The following is a 17,844-nucleotide window of genomic DNA, read 5'->3' as shown; positions in this document are numbered from 1 at the left end:
TTCCCATAATAAAACTAACGAACTAAAAAGGGATGACTCACAGATGTTAAATTTAGTACTTATGATGATTGAACGTGTTGGACTTATTGTGATTTTAGGTTTTTTACTCTCTCATACTAAGACATTCAGGCGCCTACTTTATAGGCAGGACGGATATATAGATAAGTTTAAGCTTATTTGTATTTTTTCAGTGTTTACAATTGTAAGTAATTACACAGGAATTGAAATTGCAGGGAATACGATTATGAATGAAAATTGGCTACAAGGCGTTTCTTCATCGAGTACGATTGCAAATACACGTATTATGGGTGTTGGAATTAGTGGATTGCTCGGTGGTCCTATCGTTGGGATGGGAGTAGGATCGATTGCTGGTATTCATCGTTATATGCTTGGCGGGACGACAGCGGCAAGCTGTGCAATATCGTCAATTTTAGCAGGAGTAATAGCGGGGTATATTGGGTACATTTTCAAAAAATATAATCGTACCATTACACCTAAATTTTCAGCGATTTTAAGTGTATTTATCGTTTCTTTAGAAATGATTATGATTCTAGTAATTGTAGAGGATGGAATGAGTATTGTGAAAACAATTGCGATACCGATGATCCTGGTGAATAGTTTCGGGAGCTTTATTTTACTTTCAATGATTCAAGCTATTTTGCGTCAGGAAGAGAATGCAAAAGCATTGCAAACTCATAAGGTATTGCGTATTGCTGATAAAACGTTACCTTATTTTCGCCGAGGCTTAACAGAGGAATCTTGTAAGCATGTGGCACAAATTATTCACCGCTTTACAGGAACAGATGCGGTATCCTTAACAGATACAGAGAAAATATTAGCTCACGTTGGATTAGCATCAGATCATCATATTCCTTCACACAGTTTAATAACAGGTTTATCGAAAGAGGTTCTATATACAGGGAAAATAATGAAGGCGAAATCGCGTGAGATTATTAATTGTGAACATGAAGGGTGTCCATTACAAGCAGCAGTTGTTATTCCGTTAACTTCACATGGGAATACGATAGGAACGTTAAAACTTTATTTTAAAAACGCTAGTCAATTAAGTCGTGTTGAGGAAGAGTTAGCGGAGGGATTAGCAAAAATATTCTCCACGCAGCTTGAATTAGGTGAAGCTGAGTTGCAAAGTAAGCTATTGCAAGATGCTGAAATAAAAGCGTTACAAGCACAAATCAATCCGCATTTTTTATTTAACGCAATTAATACAGTGTCCGCTTTATGTCGAACAGATGTAGAGAAAGCGAGAAAATTATTATTACAACTTAGCGTCTATTTCCGTTGTAATTTGCAAGGGGCACGCCAATTACTTATTCCATTAGAACAAGAATTAAACCATGTACACGCATATTTATCACTGGAACAAGCGAGGTTTCCAAATAAGTATGAAGTAAACATGTATATTGAGGAGGAGCTAAAGACAACTTTAGTCCCACCGTTTGTTCTTCAACTATTAGTTGAAAATGCATTGCGACATGCTTTTCCGAAGAAACAACCAGTATGTCAGGTCGAGGTACACGCGTTTGAAAAAGAGGGAATGGTTCACTTTGAAGTGAAGGATAATGGACAAGGGATTGAGGAAGAACGTTTAGAGCAATTAGGAAAGATGGTAGTTTCGTCAAAAAAAGGGACCGGAACAGCTTTATATAATATTAATGAACGCCTAGTCGGTTTATTTGGGAAAGAGACGATGCTTCATATTGAAAGTGCGCTACAAAAGGGAACGGATATTACTTTTATAATTCCCAAAAAAGTAAAGGAGGAAGAACGGGTTGTTAAAGGTATTAGTAGTTGATGATGAAATGTTAGCACGTGATGAACTAAAGTATCTATTAGAAAGAACGAAAGAAGTTGAGATAATTGGTGAGGCTGATTGTGTGGAAGACGCATTAGAGGAACTAATGAACAATAGACCAGATATTGTATTTCTAGATATTCAATTATCGGATGATAATGGATTTGAAATCGCAAATATATTAAAAAAGATGAAAAATCCCCCTTCAATTGTATTTGCGACTGCCTATGATCAATATGCACTGCAAGCATTTGAGGTAGATGCATTGGATTACATTTTAAAACCATTTGATGAAGAACGTATTGTACAGACATTAAAGAAGTATAAAAAACAAAAACAAGCGAAAATAGAAACAAAGCAAGAAATAAAGGGAGGCGATGTAACAGCAGAGATGCACAAATTAGCATTGCCAATTGAGGAATCAATCGTACTTGTAAATATTGAAGATATTATATATGTAGGACTTGTAGATGGAAAGGTAACCGTAAAAACAATGAGAGAAACGTATGTAACACACGATACACTTGTAATTTTGGAAAAGAAGTTGCCACAGGCAAGTTTTATGCGTGTTCATCGTAGTTTTATTGCAAATATTAATCATATTGTAGAGGTACAACCGTGGTTCAATTCTACTTATAACTTAGTTATGAAAGATGGATCTAAAGTCCCTGTTAGCCGTACATATGCAAAAGAACTCAAGAAGCTGCTTCGTATTTAGGAAGCAGCTTTTGTATTTCACCCTCATATTATTGCAACTGATTATCTGTATTTAACGCTCTACTTTGTAAGCGCTTACTAAAATCGTTATATCTTATACAATAAGGGTACCAAATCGAAAGAGGTGGCCAAAATGAGTACAAAAAAAGTATATGGTTTTCTATCACAAGTATTTATTTTCTCAGCTATTATGCTAGCTTCTAATATTATTGCAACACATTTACCAATTCCGATGCCTTCATCGGTAATCGGTTTAGTTGTTTTATTTATTCTATTATGTTTAAAGGTTATCAAATTGGAGCAAGTTGAATCATTCGGAACAGCTTTAACAGGTATTATCGGATTTCTTTTCGTTCCATCAGGTATTTCGGTTATTAATTCTCTTGGCGTAATGAGCCAATATTTCGTACAAATCTTAACTGTAATTGTTGTGGCGACAATTATTTTACTTGCTGTAACAGGTTTATTTGCACAAATGATCTTAGGGAAAGATGACAAAGAAACAAAAGATACAAAAGAATTAAAAGTTGTAAACAAAGGACGCAAACACGGAAAAGTCGCATAGCTATTTTAGACCATAAATGGTTAGGAGGTAATGAACATGACAAGCACAATGACTCCATATTTCGGAATCGTCGTTTCATTAATTGCATACGGAATCGGAACATTTTTATTCAAACATTCAAAAGGATTCTTCTTATTTACACCATTATTCGTAGCGATGGTATTAGGGATTGTATTTTTAAAGGTAGGTAACTTTACTTTTGAAGAATATAATACTGGTGGGAAAATGATCAGTTTCTTCTTAGAACCAGCAACAATCGCATTTGCAATTCCATTGTATAAACAAGTGGATAAGTTAAAAAAATACTGGTGGCAAATTTTATCAGCCATCGTGGTCGGATCTATTTGTTCAGTGGTTGTCGTGTTCATTATTGCAAAAGCAATTGGTTTAGATACAGCGGTAATGAATTCAATGTTACCACAGGCAGCAACAACAGCTATTGCATTACCAATTTCTGAAAGTATTGGCGGTATTCCAGCAATTACATCATTTGCAGTTATTTTTAACGCAGTTATCGTATATGCATTAGGAGCGTTATTCTTAAAAACATTTAGAGTGAAACATCCAATTGCAAAAGGTCTAGCACTTGGAACAGCAGGTCATGCATTAGGAGTTTCAGTAGGAATTGAAATGGGTGAAGTAGAGGCAGCGATGGCAAGCATTGCTGTAACAGTAGTTGGGGTTGTGACAGTAGTTGTCATACCGATGTTCATGCCATTTATTGGATAGTAAAACTTACTTAAAAAAATGAGAAAAGCAAGCTATTTGTAGGACGGATTTCTACTGATGGCTTGCTTTTTATGTTACAGTAGTGGTAAGACCTATCGGAATACAAGTTTCCTTAAATCTTCATTAATACTATGTATAATACGTGTTGAATTAGGTCATTGTATTGTAAAATAAGAAGTAAGCTATTATAGAGTCCGGTAAGGGATGCGTATACTAAGCTTATAAGAATCTTAATATGAATGAATAATTAAAGGTAGAAAAGAGAGATAAATCTACTTATTAACGTTTTACTTTATAGGACAGGAGAGAGTACTCGTCGATTATGCAAATAAAAAACCTGTTTCAAAGCAAAGGATTTCAGAGGTTAATCGTATTAGTATTACTTGCTCTCGTATTGTATGGGATGCAAAGTATGTTAAATTTAATTTTAATTACGTTTATGTTGACGTATTTAATGGATCGATTCCAAAAGTTTATTTCTCGTAAATTAGAACATTTCATGCCAATTAATCGAAAAATTATTATAGCGCTTTTATATGTAATGTTAGTGGCGGGAATTGCCATTACGCTATTTAAATATTTACCGGTATTAACAATACAAATTTCGCAATTGATTTATCAATTCAATGTATTTTTAAGAAATCCACCGGATAGTGAATTAATTAAGTATGCGGTTAATGCTGTTAATCATATGGAGCTTTCTAAATATGTAGGGCAAGGCGTAGACATTTTGTATAAATCCATTACGAATGTTGGGAAATTTGGCCTTCAAGTTTTACTTTCTGTAATTTTAAGCTTATTTTTCTTACTTGAAAAAGGGCGTATCGTTGCTTTTACTGCGAAGTTTAAAGAAAGCAGGCTTGCAATTTTCTATACGGAAATTGAGTATTTTGGAAAGAAATTTGCACGTTCATTCGGAAAAGTAATCGAAGCACAATTTTTAATTGCAATTGTTAACTGTGTTTTATCTGTTATCGCATTATGGATATTAGACTTCCCGCAATTATTAGGCTTAGGGTTAATGATTTTCTTGCTTGGTTTAATTCCAGTGGCAGGTGTTATTATTTCGTTATTCCCACTTTGTATGATTGCTTACAATATCGGCGGTATTATGTATGTCGTTTATATTTTAATTATCGTAACAGTAATCCATGCGCTCGAAAGCTATGTGTTAAACCCGAAATTTATGTCACAAAAAACAAATTTACCGATCTTCTACACGTTTATGATACTAATTTTCTCTGAACACTTTTTAGGTGTTTGGGGACTAATTATCGGTATTCCAATCTTCATTTTCTTATTGGATGTTTTAGATGTGACAAGTGATGAAATGGATCAGGATGTTGGAAAACAATAGAGTAAAGAAAAAGCATCGATATTCGGTGCTTTTTCTTTTATAACATGGTGTTTCTTATGCCATACTGTAAGAAGAATATAGAATAGGGGTGAAAGAATGGCTGTAAATGAAAAGGTAGAATTAGCTACATTTGCCGGAGGATGTTTCTGGTGCATGGTTTCGCCATTTGAAGAGATGGAAGGGATTATACAAGTTGTTTCAGGCTATACAGGTGGCCATACAGAGAATCCAACGTATAAAGAAGTATGCTCGGAAACAACTGGACATTATGAGGCAGTACAAATTACATTTGATGCAAACAAAATGCCGTATGAAGAGTTATTAAATATATATTGGAGACAAATTGATCCGACTGATATCGGAGGGCAATTCCATGACCGTGGACAGTCTTACGAAACAGTGATTTTTTATCATAATGAAGAACAACATAAAAAGGCAGAAGCTTCAAAAGAAGAGCTTGAGCATAGTGGGCGCTTTTCAAAACGAATTGCGACAAAAATATTGCCTGCTACTACATTTTATCCAGCTGAAGAATATCATCAAGGATATCATAAGAAAAATACATTTCGCTATGAGTTATATCGTAAAGGCTCGGGCCGAGATGCTTTTATTAAGCAACATTGGCCAAAGGATAATGCCCATTTAAAAGAAAAACTCAATGAGATGCAGTTTTATGTAACACAGGAAAATGGTACAGAACCACCATTTCGAAATGAGTATTGGAACCATCAAGATGAAGGTCTTTATGTAGACATCGTTTCAGGTGAACCGTTGTTTACTTCTATAGATAAATTTGATAGTGGGTGTGGATGGCCGAGTTTTACAAAACCAGTTATGGCAGCAAGTGTGAAAGAAAAAATGGATGTGAGTCATAATATGACGCGTACAGAAGTGAGAAGTAAAGAAGGGGATTCACATCTTGGGCATGTATTTCCAGACGGTCCAGGACCAAATGGCCTTCGTTACTGCATTAATTCAGCAGCCCTTCGATTTATCCCAAAAGGGGAATTAGAGAAAGAAGGATACGGTGATTTCCTAATCTTGTTTGGGAATAAAAAATAACCTCGCATTTAGCGAGGTTGTTTTTTTATTTTACTTTACTTTTTTATTTTTAAATTTGCTTAGTGCTTCATAAACGATTGGAACGATAAGAAGTGTTAATAACGTTGAACTTGTTAGCCCACCAATTACAGTTACACCAAGTCCTTTCGAAATTAAACCGCTACCTTCAAATCCTAATGCAAGCGGGATAAGGGCTCCGATTGTTGCGATTGCAGTCATTAAGATAGGACGCAGACGTGTTGCACCAGCTTCTAATAAAGCTTCACGTGTTGATGCACCTTCATTTTCTTTATGAATAACGCGATCGATAAGAACGATTGCGTTTGTTACAACGATACCGATTAACATAAGCGCACCAATCATTGCAGATACACTTAATGTTTCGCCAGAGATTAATAAGGCAACAAGAGCCCCAATAATTGTGAATGGTAGCGAGAATAAAATTGCGAATGGTGCAAGTGCACCGCCAAATGTAACGACAAGAACGAAGTATACAATAGCAATCGCAGCTAGCATCGCTAAACCAAGTTGCTTAAATGATTCTTGAATATCTTCTGTAACACCGCCCATAGAAACATCTACACCAGAAGGAAGATCCATTTTATCCACTTCTTTTTGGACTGCAGAAGATGCTTTTGAAACGTCATCAGATGTTAATTTTGCACTTACTTCTGCATAAACGCGGCCATCACGATGTGTTACTGTGTTAGAAGTTTCACCTTCTTTTACAGTCATCACATCTTTAACTGCAATCTCATTACCAAGTGGTGTTGTAATTTTACGATTCGTTAAATCATCGATTGTTTCATACTGCTGTTTCTCAGCTTCTACATATACATTTACATCTTTACCGTCTTTTTTAATTGTTGTAAGAACGGGGCGATCGTGTTGATTAGAAAGTCCCATTCCAATTTGAGCGGCCGTTAGACCCATCTTGCTTAGTTTTTCCTGATCTGCGACTAAAGTGTACTCTGCATACGTTTTGGCCATACTAGAATCTACATCTTTTAAGTCTTTATTTTTCTTCATGATATTTTGAATATCTTTCACGACAGGTTTAATATCTTCCGAGTTATCTCCGTAAACGTATAGTTTAATTTCGTTACTACCGCTACTTGCTCCGAAGTCTTGGTTTTTCCATTCGCCTTTTCCAGACATTTTTTGTAAATCTTTCACGACTTGTTCTTTTTCTTTTTCGAAGTTTTTCGTGTCGTTATCATATTGAACGAAGAACATCGCTTGGTTTGTTTGACCAGGACTCATTGGGTTTTCTCCACCTAATGAGAACTGAATTGTTTTCACGTCTTTTTTATCTTGGAAGTGCTTTTCAGCTTTCGTTGCAATTTTTTCAACGTCTTCTAACGTTTGACCCGGTTCAGGGTTGTATGTTGCAATAATCATTTTTTCTTCTTCAGATGGTAAGAAACTTACACCGATAACCGGTACAAGTGCAAGACTGCCTACTAATAGAAGGACAGCGATACTTGATGTAATGATTTTATGATTTAAAGCCCATTCCAATATACGTTTATAACCATTTGCTAATTTACTTGGTTTTTCTTCATGATGTACTTCTTTCTCTCGCAAGCTTTCTTTTCTAAATAAAGAATGAGCTAACATTGGTACGATTGTAATTGCCACTAGTAACGATGCTAATAAAGCGAAGACGATAGTTAAGGCGAATGGTAAGAACATTTCACCAATCATACCTTTCACAAGTCCGAGCGGTAAGAATACGGCAATTGTTACAATAGTAGAAGACATAATTGGGATAAACATTTCCTTCGTGGCTTCACGAATTAAATCTTTTCCACGTAATTTTTCTTCGGATAACGACATGCGTCGGTAAATATTTTCAATAACAACAATGGAATCATCAACAACGCGTCCGATAGCGACTGTCATGGCACCCAGTGTCATAATGTTCAGCGTAATATCCATTTGCTTTATAACTGAAACAGCAATTAATAAAGAAAGTGGTATAGAAACGACAGAGATTAACGTCGTTCGGATATTTCGTAGGAACAACATGATAATAACAATCGCAAAGATAGCCCCGAAAATTGCTTTGCTCAGCATTGTTTCAACTGATTTTTCAATCGGTGCACCTTGGTCGAATGTTGAAATGATCTCTAAGTCTTTATATTTTTTCTCAAGGTCGTTTACTTTGTCTTTAACAGCATTTACGACATCAACTGTGTTTGCATCAGCAGCTTTCACAATTTGAATTCCAATTGCTTCTTTTCCATTTGTTCGAGAAATCGATTCTGCTTTCCCAACTTCTTTAATGTCAGCAATTTCTTCTAATGTAACTGTTGGAATGCCATTCATAGTAGCTGGATTCATTTGTGTGGCTTGTGCGTTAGCGCCAGCATTTGGAATACCTTGACCGTTCGGTGACGAAGGGATAACTGGAATTTTTAATTCTTTTAATGCTTTAATCGTTGTAATATTACCATCTACAACAACTGATTTTTCCGTATCTTTAAATGTATATAAGCCAAGTGGTAAAGATACGTCCGATCCTTTAATCATATTTTTTACAGTATCTTCACTTAGCCCTAATTCTTTCATCTTATCTTTCTTAAAGACAAGTTGTACTTCATCTACTTGTTGTCCCGAAATTTGAACAGATGCAACTCCATCAAGCCCTTTTAATCCTGGAATAACATTTTTTTCTACATTTTCAGTTAAAGTAGCTAAGGATTCATTTTTACTCGCTACGCTTAATGAAATAACAGGAAAAGCATTGAAGTTTACTCGAGAAACTTTCGGATCTTTAACACTGTCTGGCAGTTTCACATTCGTGAGAGCTTCTTTAATTTCTGTTTCTGCTTTTTCCATGTTTTTATCAAAATCATATTCTACTTGAATAGAAGATGCGTTTTGAAAAGATGATGAACTAACAACGTTAACACCGCTTAAATTTTGCAGTTGTTCTTCAATCGGCTTTGAAACTTTATCAGCTACTTCTTCTGGTGTAGCACCAGGATAAACCGTAGTTACTGTTACAATGGGTGTTGTAATATCAGGAATTGTTTCCAGCTTCATATTGAGCCCAGAATAGATCCCGGCGATAGTAACAATAATGGTTAGTAGCCAAACTGCGAACTTATTTTTTAACGAGAAATTGATGATTTTGTTCATGTTTGCGCTCCCTTTTTATTATATTGACCAATCGGTCAGTCTAATACATAATATAACTGACTGATTGGTCAGTAGTCAATGAAAAGAGATGGTATAATAAAGTGAAACTGTAATCAGTGGGTGGGTGCCCATCCCACACTGGTTATTAGCCCTCATTAATCGGGCATTTACCTCCCGCCCAATGTCCTCGTATTCGCCGAATGTGAGATGGGAGTTTTACTGCCCATAAATAGCGGGATAAAGTGAAACTTTAATTCATGATTTTTTACTGTGGCAAGTAGTGGGATATATTTAGTATAAGATGCGAGATTAAATTTAGGAGAGAAGATATGAAAGAAAAAGAACGCTTAATTATAGAGATGGCTATGAAGTTATTTGCGACCAAGGGTGTGAATGCGACATCAGTACAAGAAATCGTCACAGCCTGTGGTATATCGAAAGGGGCTTTTTACTTATATTTTAAATCGAAGGATGAGTTGTTATTAGCAACACTTCGATATTATTATGACAAAATCCAAAATAAAATGATGGATATTGATAAAGAATCATTATTACCGCGTGAAAAATTTGAAAAACAATTATATTGTCAGTTTAATGATATACAGAAGCATAAAGAATTTATTATTATGCATGCGAGAGAAAATGCTATTCCATTTAATAAAGAAGTGGAAGAATTTATGATGCGGATGAAATTAGAGTCGCACGCATTTTATCGGAATAGCTTATTGTCTATTTATGGTGACAAGGTCATTCCATATTTATTGGACTTAGTAATTATAGTGGAAGGGATATGCCGTGGGTATTTAGAATTAATCATTTTACAAGCACCAAAAATTGACTTAGCCTATGTATCAACGTTTATTTTAAAAAGGATAGATCATCTAGTAGAGGGACTTATAGGGTCTATGGAAGAGCCTGTTTTACATGAAGAAAGGCTTGGAGAGTTTCTTTGTAAATCAGAACTAATTAAGGAACAAGTTAAGGAGCACTTTTTAAAAGAAATCATTGTGTTTAAACGTACATTAGCTGATCAATTAGAAGATGATGGATTACTTGTTACGTTAGATGTTTTGGAGGCGGAAATGAGGTTGCCAAATCCAAGGCTTCCGGTTATTCAAGGGATGCTGTCTAATTTAGATGTATATCCAAATTTAAAAGAATTTCGCTTGCGACTTATGGGATATTACAATATAAAAAGGTAACAATGATTGTTTTCATTGTTACCTTTTTTATTATACATTCACTGTTTCTTTTTTCTGTGCTGTCTCTTCATTTTCAATGTTAATTGTTTCTTTCACAATATAAATCGGACGGTTTTTACTTTCGTCATAAATACGAGCTATATACTGACCGACGATTCCAAGACCAAGTAACTGAATACCGCTAAAGAATGTAATAGCGACCATAATGGATGCCCAACCTGTTTGAGTACCATCGCCGATGATTTTCACAGTAATTGTATATATCAATACGATTATAGAAATGAGGACTGATAATAAGCCTAAAGACATAACGATGCGTAACGGTTTTGTCGAAAATGCAATAATGCCATCTGATGCAAATTTAATCATTTTCTTTAATGGATATTTTGTTTCGCCGGCAAAGCGCTCATCACGTTCATATTCAACATACGTTTGGCGGAAGCCAACCCAAGACATCATACCGCGAATGAAGCGATTTCGCTCCGTCATTTGATTGAAAACATCAGCTACTTTGCGATCGATGATTCGGAAATCACCAGTATCTTTTGGGATATCGATATCAGACATGTAGTTTAAGAATTTATAGAAATATTTAGCTGTTAAAAGTTTAAACCAAGTTTCACCTTTACGTTGTTTACGTTTTGCATAAACAACTTCATATCCTTCTTCCCATTTTGCAATAAGTTCAGGAATAACTTCTGGTGGATCTTGTAAGTCTGCATCTATAATGACAATAGCATCGCCCTTTGCAGCAGCAATACCAGCTGTAACAGCTACTTGGTGTCCAAAGTTGCGTGCAAAATTAACGATTTTCGTACGGTAATCATTTGCAGCAATTTCTGATAGGATGTCCATTGTACGGTCTGTACTACCGTCGTTTACAAAGACAAACTCATAATTAATATCATTTTGAAGCATAACGGACTTTAAACGGTTATAACATTCCTGTGCTACTTCTTCCTCGAAGTACATAGGAACTACAACCGAAATTAATTTTTGCATGTTGTATCCTCCGTATTTTTAATAAGTCGTTCAAATTTAATTAGTAGCTTTTTCAGTTTGGTTGAATGTCCAAATTTTATTAAGGACAAAATTGATAACCATTCCGACACCAATTGCGAAAATCTGTGCAATTAATGCATTAAAGGAAAGTTTATCTACTAATATAAATAAACATAATGTATTAAAAGCATATACAATTAAATTTACAGTTAGAAATTTAAAGAACATTGACGTGCTTTTATTATTAGGTTTAAACACCCAATTTTTATTCCAATAGTAGCTATTGGCAACACCAATTGAATAGGCAATGGTATTCGCAATAAGGTAGTTCATCCCGAATTTTAATAATATCCAAAAGCTAATAATTGTAATGAGTGTATTAAAGATTCCTACTAAACCGAACTTTAAGAGTTTCTCCATAATAGTATCCTCATCTTTATAAAATATATAAATAAAATAAGACATGTAGAAAAGGTATTTCTACATAACAAATATTTATTATAGCATATTTTATGCTGAAACGTTAATAAAATTGAGTAGCTTCAATCTTGCAGGAATTTGAATTTATGTGACATTTAATTAGAGAGAGTAGTCATATAAGTGCTTATACTTTGTGAAAGTAAACGTGGTGTGTCGATCCAAAAGGTGAAAATGGAAACAATATCAAAATTCATGTATAGTGGTATGTAGTATGGTTCGTACGTCATTATTTGGGATTATTTGAATACTCATATAGATTATAGCATAAATGAAAATAAGAATGTTTTTGATTTTCATTTATAATTGATTAGTTATAAAGTGCTTTAGCTTTATACAGTATATAGTGGTGCCTTTGTACCAATGTTTAAAGGAGTAGATTGTATTGGAATTATTTTTAAAAGGGTTATCGACTTTCTCTACACGTGCAGTGTACATAATATATGTGTTTTTTGCCTCAATATTAATTATTGATTATTTTTCGGATACGCAAAAATACAATTACACAATGATAGTAACTGGGGTCATACTTTTATGTACAATTGGGTCCTATATACTTAGAAAAGGTTCGTTATATCTAGAAAAATTCAACGAGAAAAAATGCTTTTTTGTGTTAGTAATTATTTGCTTAGCCGTTAAATTAACGTGGGTTCTGACATACAAAATCCAGCCGTTGGTTGATTACGCTACTTTTTATTATACTGCAGAAGCATTAAGTAAAGAATTTGTTATTAATAATAATTACATCGCGTTATTTCCACACATTTTTGGTTACGCCTCATTTTTAAGTATTTTCTTAAAAATATTTGGAGCAAGTTATATGGTAGCTCCCATTATAAATGTTGTTTTAACTACAATATCAATGGGATTAATATATATTATATCTAGAAAAATTGGTGGAGTTAAAACAGCAATAACAGCAAGTATTTTATGGATCGTATTGCCTTCTCAAACGATTTATAATATGTTTGCACTGTCAGAGCCATTGTATTGTACAATACTGCTATTGATTTGGACAGTTATGATAATGGTTCATGAGAAGATTCATAATATAAATATAAAAAAATTACTCGTCTATTCGATTTTATTAGCAGCACTATTTGCATTAATGAATATGGTGCGACCAATTGCAGCTGTCCCAATTATAGCTTTAGTCATATGGTTATTTATTATTAATACGAAGCACATAGGAAATAAAAAAATATTATTAAATAAGGTAGTATATGTAGGGGCTATCGTTATTGGATATATTATTTTTTCTTCGGCGATTAATCAGTATATAACATTACGTTTAGGTGAAGAGATAGCATCAACCCCGGGCTATAATATTTATGTAGGATTTAACCAGGAGAACGCAGGGAAGTGGAACATGCCAGATGCAGAATTATTGTTTGAGTACAGTAATAAACCAGGATGGACTGCTAATGATGCTCAACAAAAAATGCTAGAAGAGGCGAAAAATAGAGTACAAAATGATAATATCGATTTTATGAAATTATTTTCGGATAAATTCTTTGTCTTTTTAAGTGAAGATAGTGCAGCGGTTTCTTACGCAGAGCCTGCGCTAGACAATGTAGTAAGATACACTGTGGCATCTAATATTTTTTATTACTTCTTAATTGTGACTTCGATATTAGGTGTGTTAATAATGATAAAAAATAAAGATAAATCGATCCTATTTATGATTTGTTTATTTACAATAGGATTAACAATGGCGCAGTTATTAGTAGAAGTAGCATCAAGATATCATTATTCGGCTACAATATCTATGATCATTTTGTCGGCCTTTGCTATAAATTATGTTTACAATAAAAAAGAGAATATGGGTAGAAATAAAAAGGCATGAGTTCGGTATTGCACCGGGCTCATGCCTTTTTATTTCGTTTTTGTTTATTGTGATAATTAAATCATCATTGTATTTTATATTTTTGAGGTCTTTCTGTTCGATATAAATCGATAGCATAAATATAGACCGTAGCTTTGAATAATCGTAAAGCTAGGAATGATGAAGTATCGATATCTTGTTTGGTATTCGATTAAGAAATGAACAGTTACATAACCAATTATCAATAATAAAAACAGTGTATAATGTGTATTATTTTGCTTCGTCAATGTGAGATAAAGAAGTGCTACTGTGCTAAGGAGCATAGCTGTAATGTACATATACTTTTCATATTTCGTAAGGTTGTCTTTTAAAGTCAGCATATCATTATCTGTGTCCCCTAGTGTTAGTAAACTCCATAATGGGGCGGAATCGTAATCTGCCCACATGAGCGTGAACTTATCACCAAATAAAGATAAAACTTTTTGTGGATCAGATATTCGCTCTTGAATTAGTTTCTTTTCAGCAGCTTTGCGTTCTTCACCGATTTCAAAGGACATAATATATTCTGCATCTGATGCAGAATATCCCCCTTTTGTTTCGTGATTAAACCCTACTGTGAATTTCCAAAGAGGATCACGGTTAGATAATGGGTATTGTGTAATTCCGGCATATATAAATGAATAACTTATAATGTAATGTACAAGGTAAAATACGACAAAAATCCCACAAAGTTTTTTAATGGAAGTAAAAATATCTTGTTTTGATTTTCCTAGTATACCTTGTAAAAAGACATAAATAGTTACTGCAATTAGGATGATAGCTCCAAGCGGGCGCATGATATCGCCTAAAGAAAGCGAAATTCCTATGAAAATCCACATATATTTATGGCTTAAGCCTTTTGTAATTAATAAATAAAACCCAAGATAAAATAAGAATGTAGCAAGATGTTGATTTGTTAGGACTGAGCTCAATACGACGCTTGGGATATATATTGCGTATAGTAATCCAGCGACGCGTCCAGACCACTCATTAAATATATGAGAAGTTATTTTGTAAACGAGTAATGTCGTTCCTGTACAATATAATATATTTAAAAGCTTTAGAAGGAAGGTTCCTTCACCAAATAAATTAATAATAAGAGCCTGGTACATTGTAAATCCAAGTTGGTAAACCCATGAAGTATAATATGTACTTTGGGCAAAACTAAAATCTCCTTTAGTTGCTTGTACAGCACTATTGTACATCATAGCAAAATCTGATTCGACAGGAGTTTGGACAGTAAGAACCCAGATTAATCGAATAGAGAAAGCTAAAATGATAAGTGAAATAGTGAATACTAGTGTTGACATATATTTATTAGAAATATAGCCAATTAATAAGAATAGAAGACCGATTAGAATAATACTCGGGATTATAATAAGTAAACGAGTGTGGGCTTGTTCTCTAACCACAGAAACTGATTGCCATGTAATGGCTGCAGAAATAATGAGACATAGTACTAACAAGGATTTCACACAAAATGTATTGAGTTTTAGAAAAAATGAACTTTGCATTATAATTAAAAACTCCTTATTGAATTTTATAGCTATTTTAAGGGGAAATCCCTTTACACACTAAGTGATGGTGTAAAGGGATGATTTCAGGTGATTAAGAATTTTCTTGGGCCCATTTCTCTACATCCCAAGTCTTTGTTATCCAACCTTCATAAAAATCTGGTTCGTGACATACAAGCAGAATTGTTCCTTTGTATGCTTTCATCGCCTTTTTCAGCTCTTCTTTTGCTGTAACATCAAGGTGGTTTGTTGGCTCATCGAAGAGTAACCAGTTACTTTCTTCACCCATTAGCTTACATAAACGAACTTTAGCTTGTTCGCCACCGCTTAGTTGATTTAGTGGACGAGAGATGTGTTCATTTTTTAAACCACATTTCGCTAACATTGCACGAATTTGATGCTGATCTAAGCTAGGGAATGTATTCCAAACATCATCAATTGGTGTTATATTATCAGCTTTCACTTCTTGTTCGAAGTATGATGGGTTTAAGAAGTCACCAAGACTTGTTTTTCCGCTTAATGGTTTAATCTTACCTAAAATCGTCTTTAATAGTGTTGACTTACCGACACCATTACATCCAACAATTGCAATTTTTTCACCACGTTCAATTGTCATTGTTAACTTTGGTAATAACGGATGTGTATATCCAATCTCTACATTTTCTCCTTCGAAGACGAATCGACTACTCGCACGACTTTCTTTAAATGAGAATTCAGGTTTAATAGCAGTTTCAGGACGATCGATACGTTCCATACGATCCAATTGTTTTTGACGACTCTTTGCACGGCCTGTCGTTGAGTAACGAGCCTTATTTTTCGCAATAAAATCTTCTTGTTTTTTAATAAACTCTCGTTGCTTTTCATAAGCGTTTATATGTTGGTTTTTATTCATTTCCGCTAGCTCTAAGAATTTTTCATATGTCGCTGTATAACGCGTCATTTTCGTAAATTCTAGATGGAAAATAATATCTACACATTTATTCATAAATTCCGTATCATGGGAAATTAATAGGAATGCATGTGGGTATTCTTTTAAATAAGTTGTTAGCCAATGAATGTGTTCAACATCTAAATAGTTGGTAGGCTCATCTAATAGTAATACTTCAGGTTGCTCAAGTAGTAACTTTGCAAGTAATACTTTTGTACGTTGTCCACCACTTAATGCTGCAACATCACGATCTAGACCAATTGCGTCAATTCCAAGACCACGCGCTGCTTCTTCAATTTTAATATCTAATAAATAGAAACCACCTGCTTCAAGGGCATCTTGAATCTCCGCCATTTGCTCAAGAAGTTCTTCTAATTCTTCTGGTGTAGCAGTTCCCATTTTTTCTGTAACTTCATTTAGTGCTTTTTCTTTTTCAAATAAAGGTAAAAACGCATCTGCTAATACGTCACGAATTGTACGACCAGGCGTTAAAATTGTATGTTGGTCTAAGTAACCGTAATTTGTACCAGGTGTCCATTCTACACGACCTTCATCATGGATAAGTTGTCCAGTAATAATATTCATAAATGTTGATTTACCAACACCGTTTGCACCAACTAAACCAACGTGCTCTCCTGCTAGTAAACGCATAGATACATCTTTAAATAGTGTTCGATCACCAAATGTATGTCCTAGTTTTTCGACTGTTAATAAGCTCATAATATCCTCCGTCCAATTTGAAATAGTACCTTGAATCATGATACTAAATTCTTTCGTATAATGCTATCATTTCAAAAACGGATATTTTTAAAAGTAAGGTGTTGCATTATTTTGGAAAAAATATATAATGTAATTGAACAGTGGTTAATTATTTTGTGAGGTATAAACAATGTCGCCAAGAAAAGCAGTCAAACAAGAATTAACAAGAGAAATGATTATGAATGTAGCAAGGGATTTATTTGTACAGCAAGGATATCAACACACTTCAATGCGTAAAATTGCGACAGAACTAGGGTATAGCCATGGTTCGATTTACTACCATTTTAAAAATAAGGCTGAACTTTTTTATGCGATGGTAGAACAAGACTTTCAATTGTTAAATAACAAATTAGATGAAATTAGCAAAAGAAGTTTATCTTCAGAAGAGCAGTTAAAAGAAGTCTTGTTTGGCTTTATAGAATTTGGTTTGGAAAATCAAAGCCATTATGAAATTATGTTTTTAATTAAAGATAGCGAGTTAAAGAAATGTTTAGCGGACAGTCCGAATGTTAGTTATGAAAAATTTGCAAAGGTTATTTTTTCTTTATGTAATAAAAAAATAGATACAATGACGATATGGTCTGTCTTTTTATCATTACATGGGTTTGTGGCGCATTATTGCGGAAGTGGGCAAACATTTGATGAGGTAAAAGGGTTAGCTAGGGCGCATGTAGAGTTTCTTTCGAAATCGCTTCTAATGTAAGTGAT

General features: G+C 34.2%; 14 protein-coding genes. 9 read left to right on the top strand and 5 right to left on the bottom strand.

The window, feature by feature from the left end; translation table 11 throughout:
• Nucleotides 1–43: 43 nt before the first annotated feature.
• From lytS to msrB, 6 genes are all read left to right on the top strand, one after another.
• Nucleotides 44–1,813 carry a two-component system sensor histidine kinase LytS gene (lytS, locus tag COE49_RS05975; RefSeq protein ID WP_088231875.1) on the top strand — a complete coding sequence of 590 codons (1,770 nt, stop codon included), beginning with the start codon at nucleotides 44–46 and terminating at the stop codon, nucleotides 1,811–1,813.
• A complete protein-coding gene (locus COE49_RS05970; protein ID WP_088231876.1) occupies nucleotides 1,791–2,531 on the top strand; it encodes a LytR/AlgR family response regulator transcription factor in 741 nt (246 codons plus the stop codon). Before lytS ends, COE49_RS05970 begins: the two co-directional genes overlap by 23 nt.
• 132 nt (nucleotides 2,532–2,663) lie before the next feature.
• Nucleotides 2,664–3,095 carry an antiholin-like murein hydrolase modulator LrgA gene (gene lrgA / locus COE49_RS05965; RefSeq protein WP_088231877.1) on the top strand — a complete coding sequence of 144 codons (432 nt, stop codon included), beginning with the start codon at nucleotides 2,664–2,666 and terminating at the stop codon, nucleotides 3,093–3,095.
• 36 nt (nucleotides 3,096–3,131) lie between these two features.
• Nucleotides 3,132–3,824: an antiholin-like protein LrgB gene (lrgB, locus tag COE49_RS05960; RefSeq protein WP_088231878.1), complete on the top strand. Its 693-nt coding sequence runs from the start codon at nucleotides 3,132–3,134 to the stop codon at nucleotides 3,822–3,824.
• A 322-nt stretch (nucleotides 3,825–4,146) separates the two neighbouring features.
• Entirely contained in the window at nucleotides 4,147–5,181 is a 1,035-nt protein-coding gene (locus COE49_RS05955) for an AI-2E family transporter (protein ID WP_088231879.1), read from the top strand.
• A 96-nt stretch (nucleotides 5,182–5,277) separates the two neighbouring features.
• On the top strand, nucleotides 5,278–6,243 hold the full coding sequence (gene msrB / locus COE49_RS05950) for a peptide-methionine (R)-S-oxide reductase MsrB (protein WP_088231880.1): 966 nt from the start codon (nucleotides 5,278–5,280) through the stop codon (nucleotides 6,241–6,243).
• A gap of 30 nt (nucleotides 6,244–6,273) precedes the next feature.
• On the opposite strand, the gene COE49_RS05945 is transcribed toward msrB, so the two are convergent.
• Nucleotides 6,274–9,390 (bottom strand): efflux RND transporter permease subunit, encoded by a 3,117-nt coding sequence (locus COE49_RS05945; protein ID WP_098840804.1) that lies wholly within the window; start codon nucleotides 9,388–9,390, stop codon nucleotides 6,274–6,276.
• Nucleotides 9,391–9,719: 329 nt separating this feature from the next.
• Here COE49_RS05945 and COE49_RS05940 point away from each other — a divergent pair, with 329 nt between their 5' ends.
• On the top strand, nucleotides 9,720–10,592 hold the full coding sequence (locus COE49_RS05940; RefSeq protein WP_088231882.1) for a TetR/AcrR family transcriptional regulator: 873 nt from the start codon (nucleotides 9,720–9,722) through the stop codon (nucleotides 10,590–10,592).
• Nucleotides 10,593–10,622: 30 nt separating this feature from the next.
• On the opposite strand, the gene COE49_RS05935 is transcribed toward COE49_RS05940, so the two are convergent.
• Both COE49_RS05935 and COE49_RS05930 read right to left on the bottom strand, forming a co-directional pair.
• Nucleotides 10,623–11,594: a glycosyltransferase family 2 protein gene (locus COE49_RS05935; protein ID WP_088231883.1), complete on the bottom strand. Its 972-nt coding sequence runs from the start codon at nucleotides 11,592–11,594 to the stop codon at nucleotides 10,623–10,625.
• Between the two features lie 36 nt (nucleotides 11,595–11,630).
• Nucleotides 11,631–12,014 carry a GtrA family protein gene (locus tag COE49_RS05930; RefSeq protein WP_088231884.1) on the bottom strand — a complete coding sequence of 128 codons (384 nt, stop codon included), beginning with the start codon at nucleotides 12,012–12,014 and terminating at the stop codon, nucleotides 11,631–11,633.
• A gap of 442 nt (nucleotides 12,015–12,456) precedes the next feature.
• Between COE49_RS05930 and COE49_RS05925 the strand changes: the two genes are divergently transcribed.
• Nucleotides 12,457–13,917 carry a glycosyltransferase family 39 protein gene (locus COE49_RS05925; protein WP_088231885.1) on the top strand — a complete coding sequence of 487 codons (1,461 nt, stop codon included), beginning with the start codon at nucleotides 12,457–12,459 and terminating at the stop codon, nucleotides 13,915–13,917.
• A gap of 74 nt (nucleotides 13,918–13,991) precedes the next feature.
• On the opposite strand, the gene COE49_RS05920 is transcribed toward COE49_RS05925, so the two are convergent.
• On the bottom strand, nucleotides 13,992–15,449 hold the full coding sequence (locus COE49_RS05920) for an ArnT family glycosyltransferase (protein WP_088231886.1): 1,458 nt from the start codon (nucleotides 15,447–15,449) through the stop codon (nucleotides 13,992–13,994).
• 94 nt (nucleotides 15,450–15,543) lie between these two features.
• A complete protein-coding gene (locus COE49_RS05915; RefSeq protein ID WP_088231887.1) occupies nucleotides 15,544–17,097 on the bottom strand; it encodes an ABC-F family ATP-binding cassette domain-containing protein in 1,554 nt (517 codons plus the stop codon).
• Nucleotides 17,098–17,266: 169 nt separating this feature from the next.
• Here COE49_RS05915 and COE49_RS05910 point away from each other — a divergent pair, with 169 nt between their 5' ends.
• Nucleotides 17,267–17,839, top strand: coding sequence for a TetR/AcrR family transcriptional regulator (locus COE49_RS05910; protein ID WP_088231888.1), 573 nt, complete (start codon nucleotides 17,267–17,269; stop codon nucleotides 17,837–17,839).
• The last annotated feature ends 5 nt before the right edge of the window (nucleotides 17,840–17,844 follow it).

The sequence above is a fragment of the Bacillus sp. AFS029637 genome, from assembly GCF_002584985.1.
Taxonomy (GTDB): Bacteria; Bacillota; Bacilli; order Bacillales; family Bacillaceae_G; genus Bacillus_A.
Note: the sequence above shows the minus strand (reverse complement) of the source record. Positions and strands in the feature narration are given on the sequence as shown.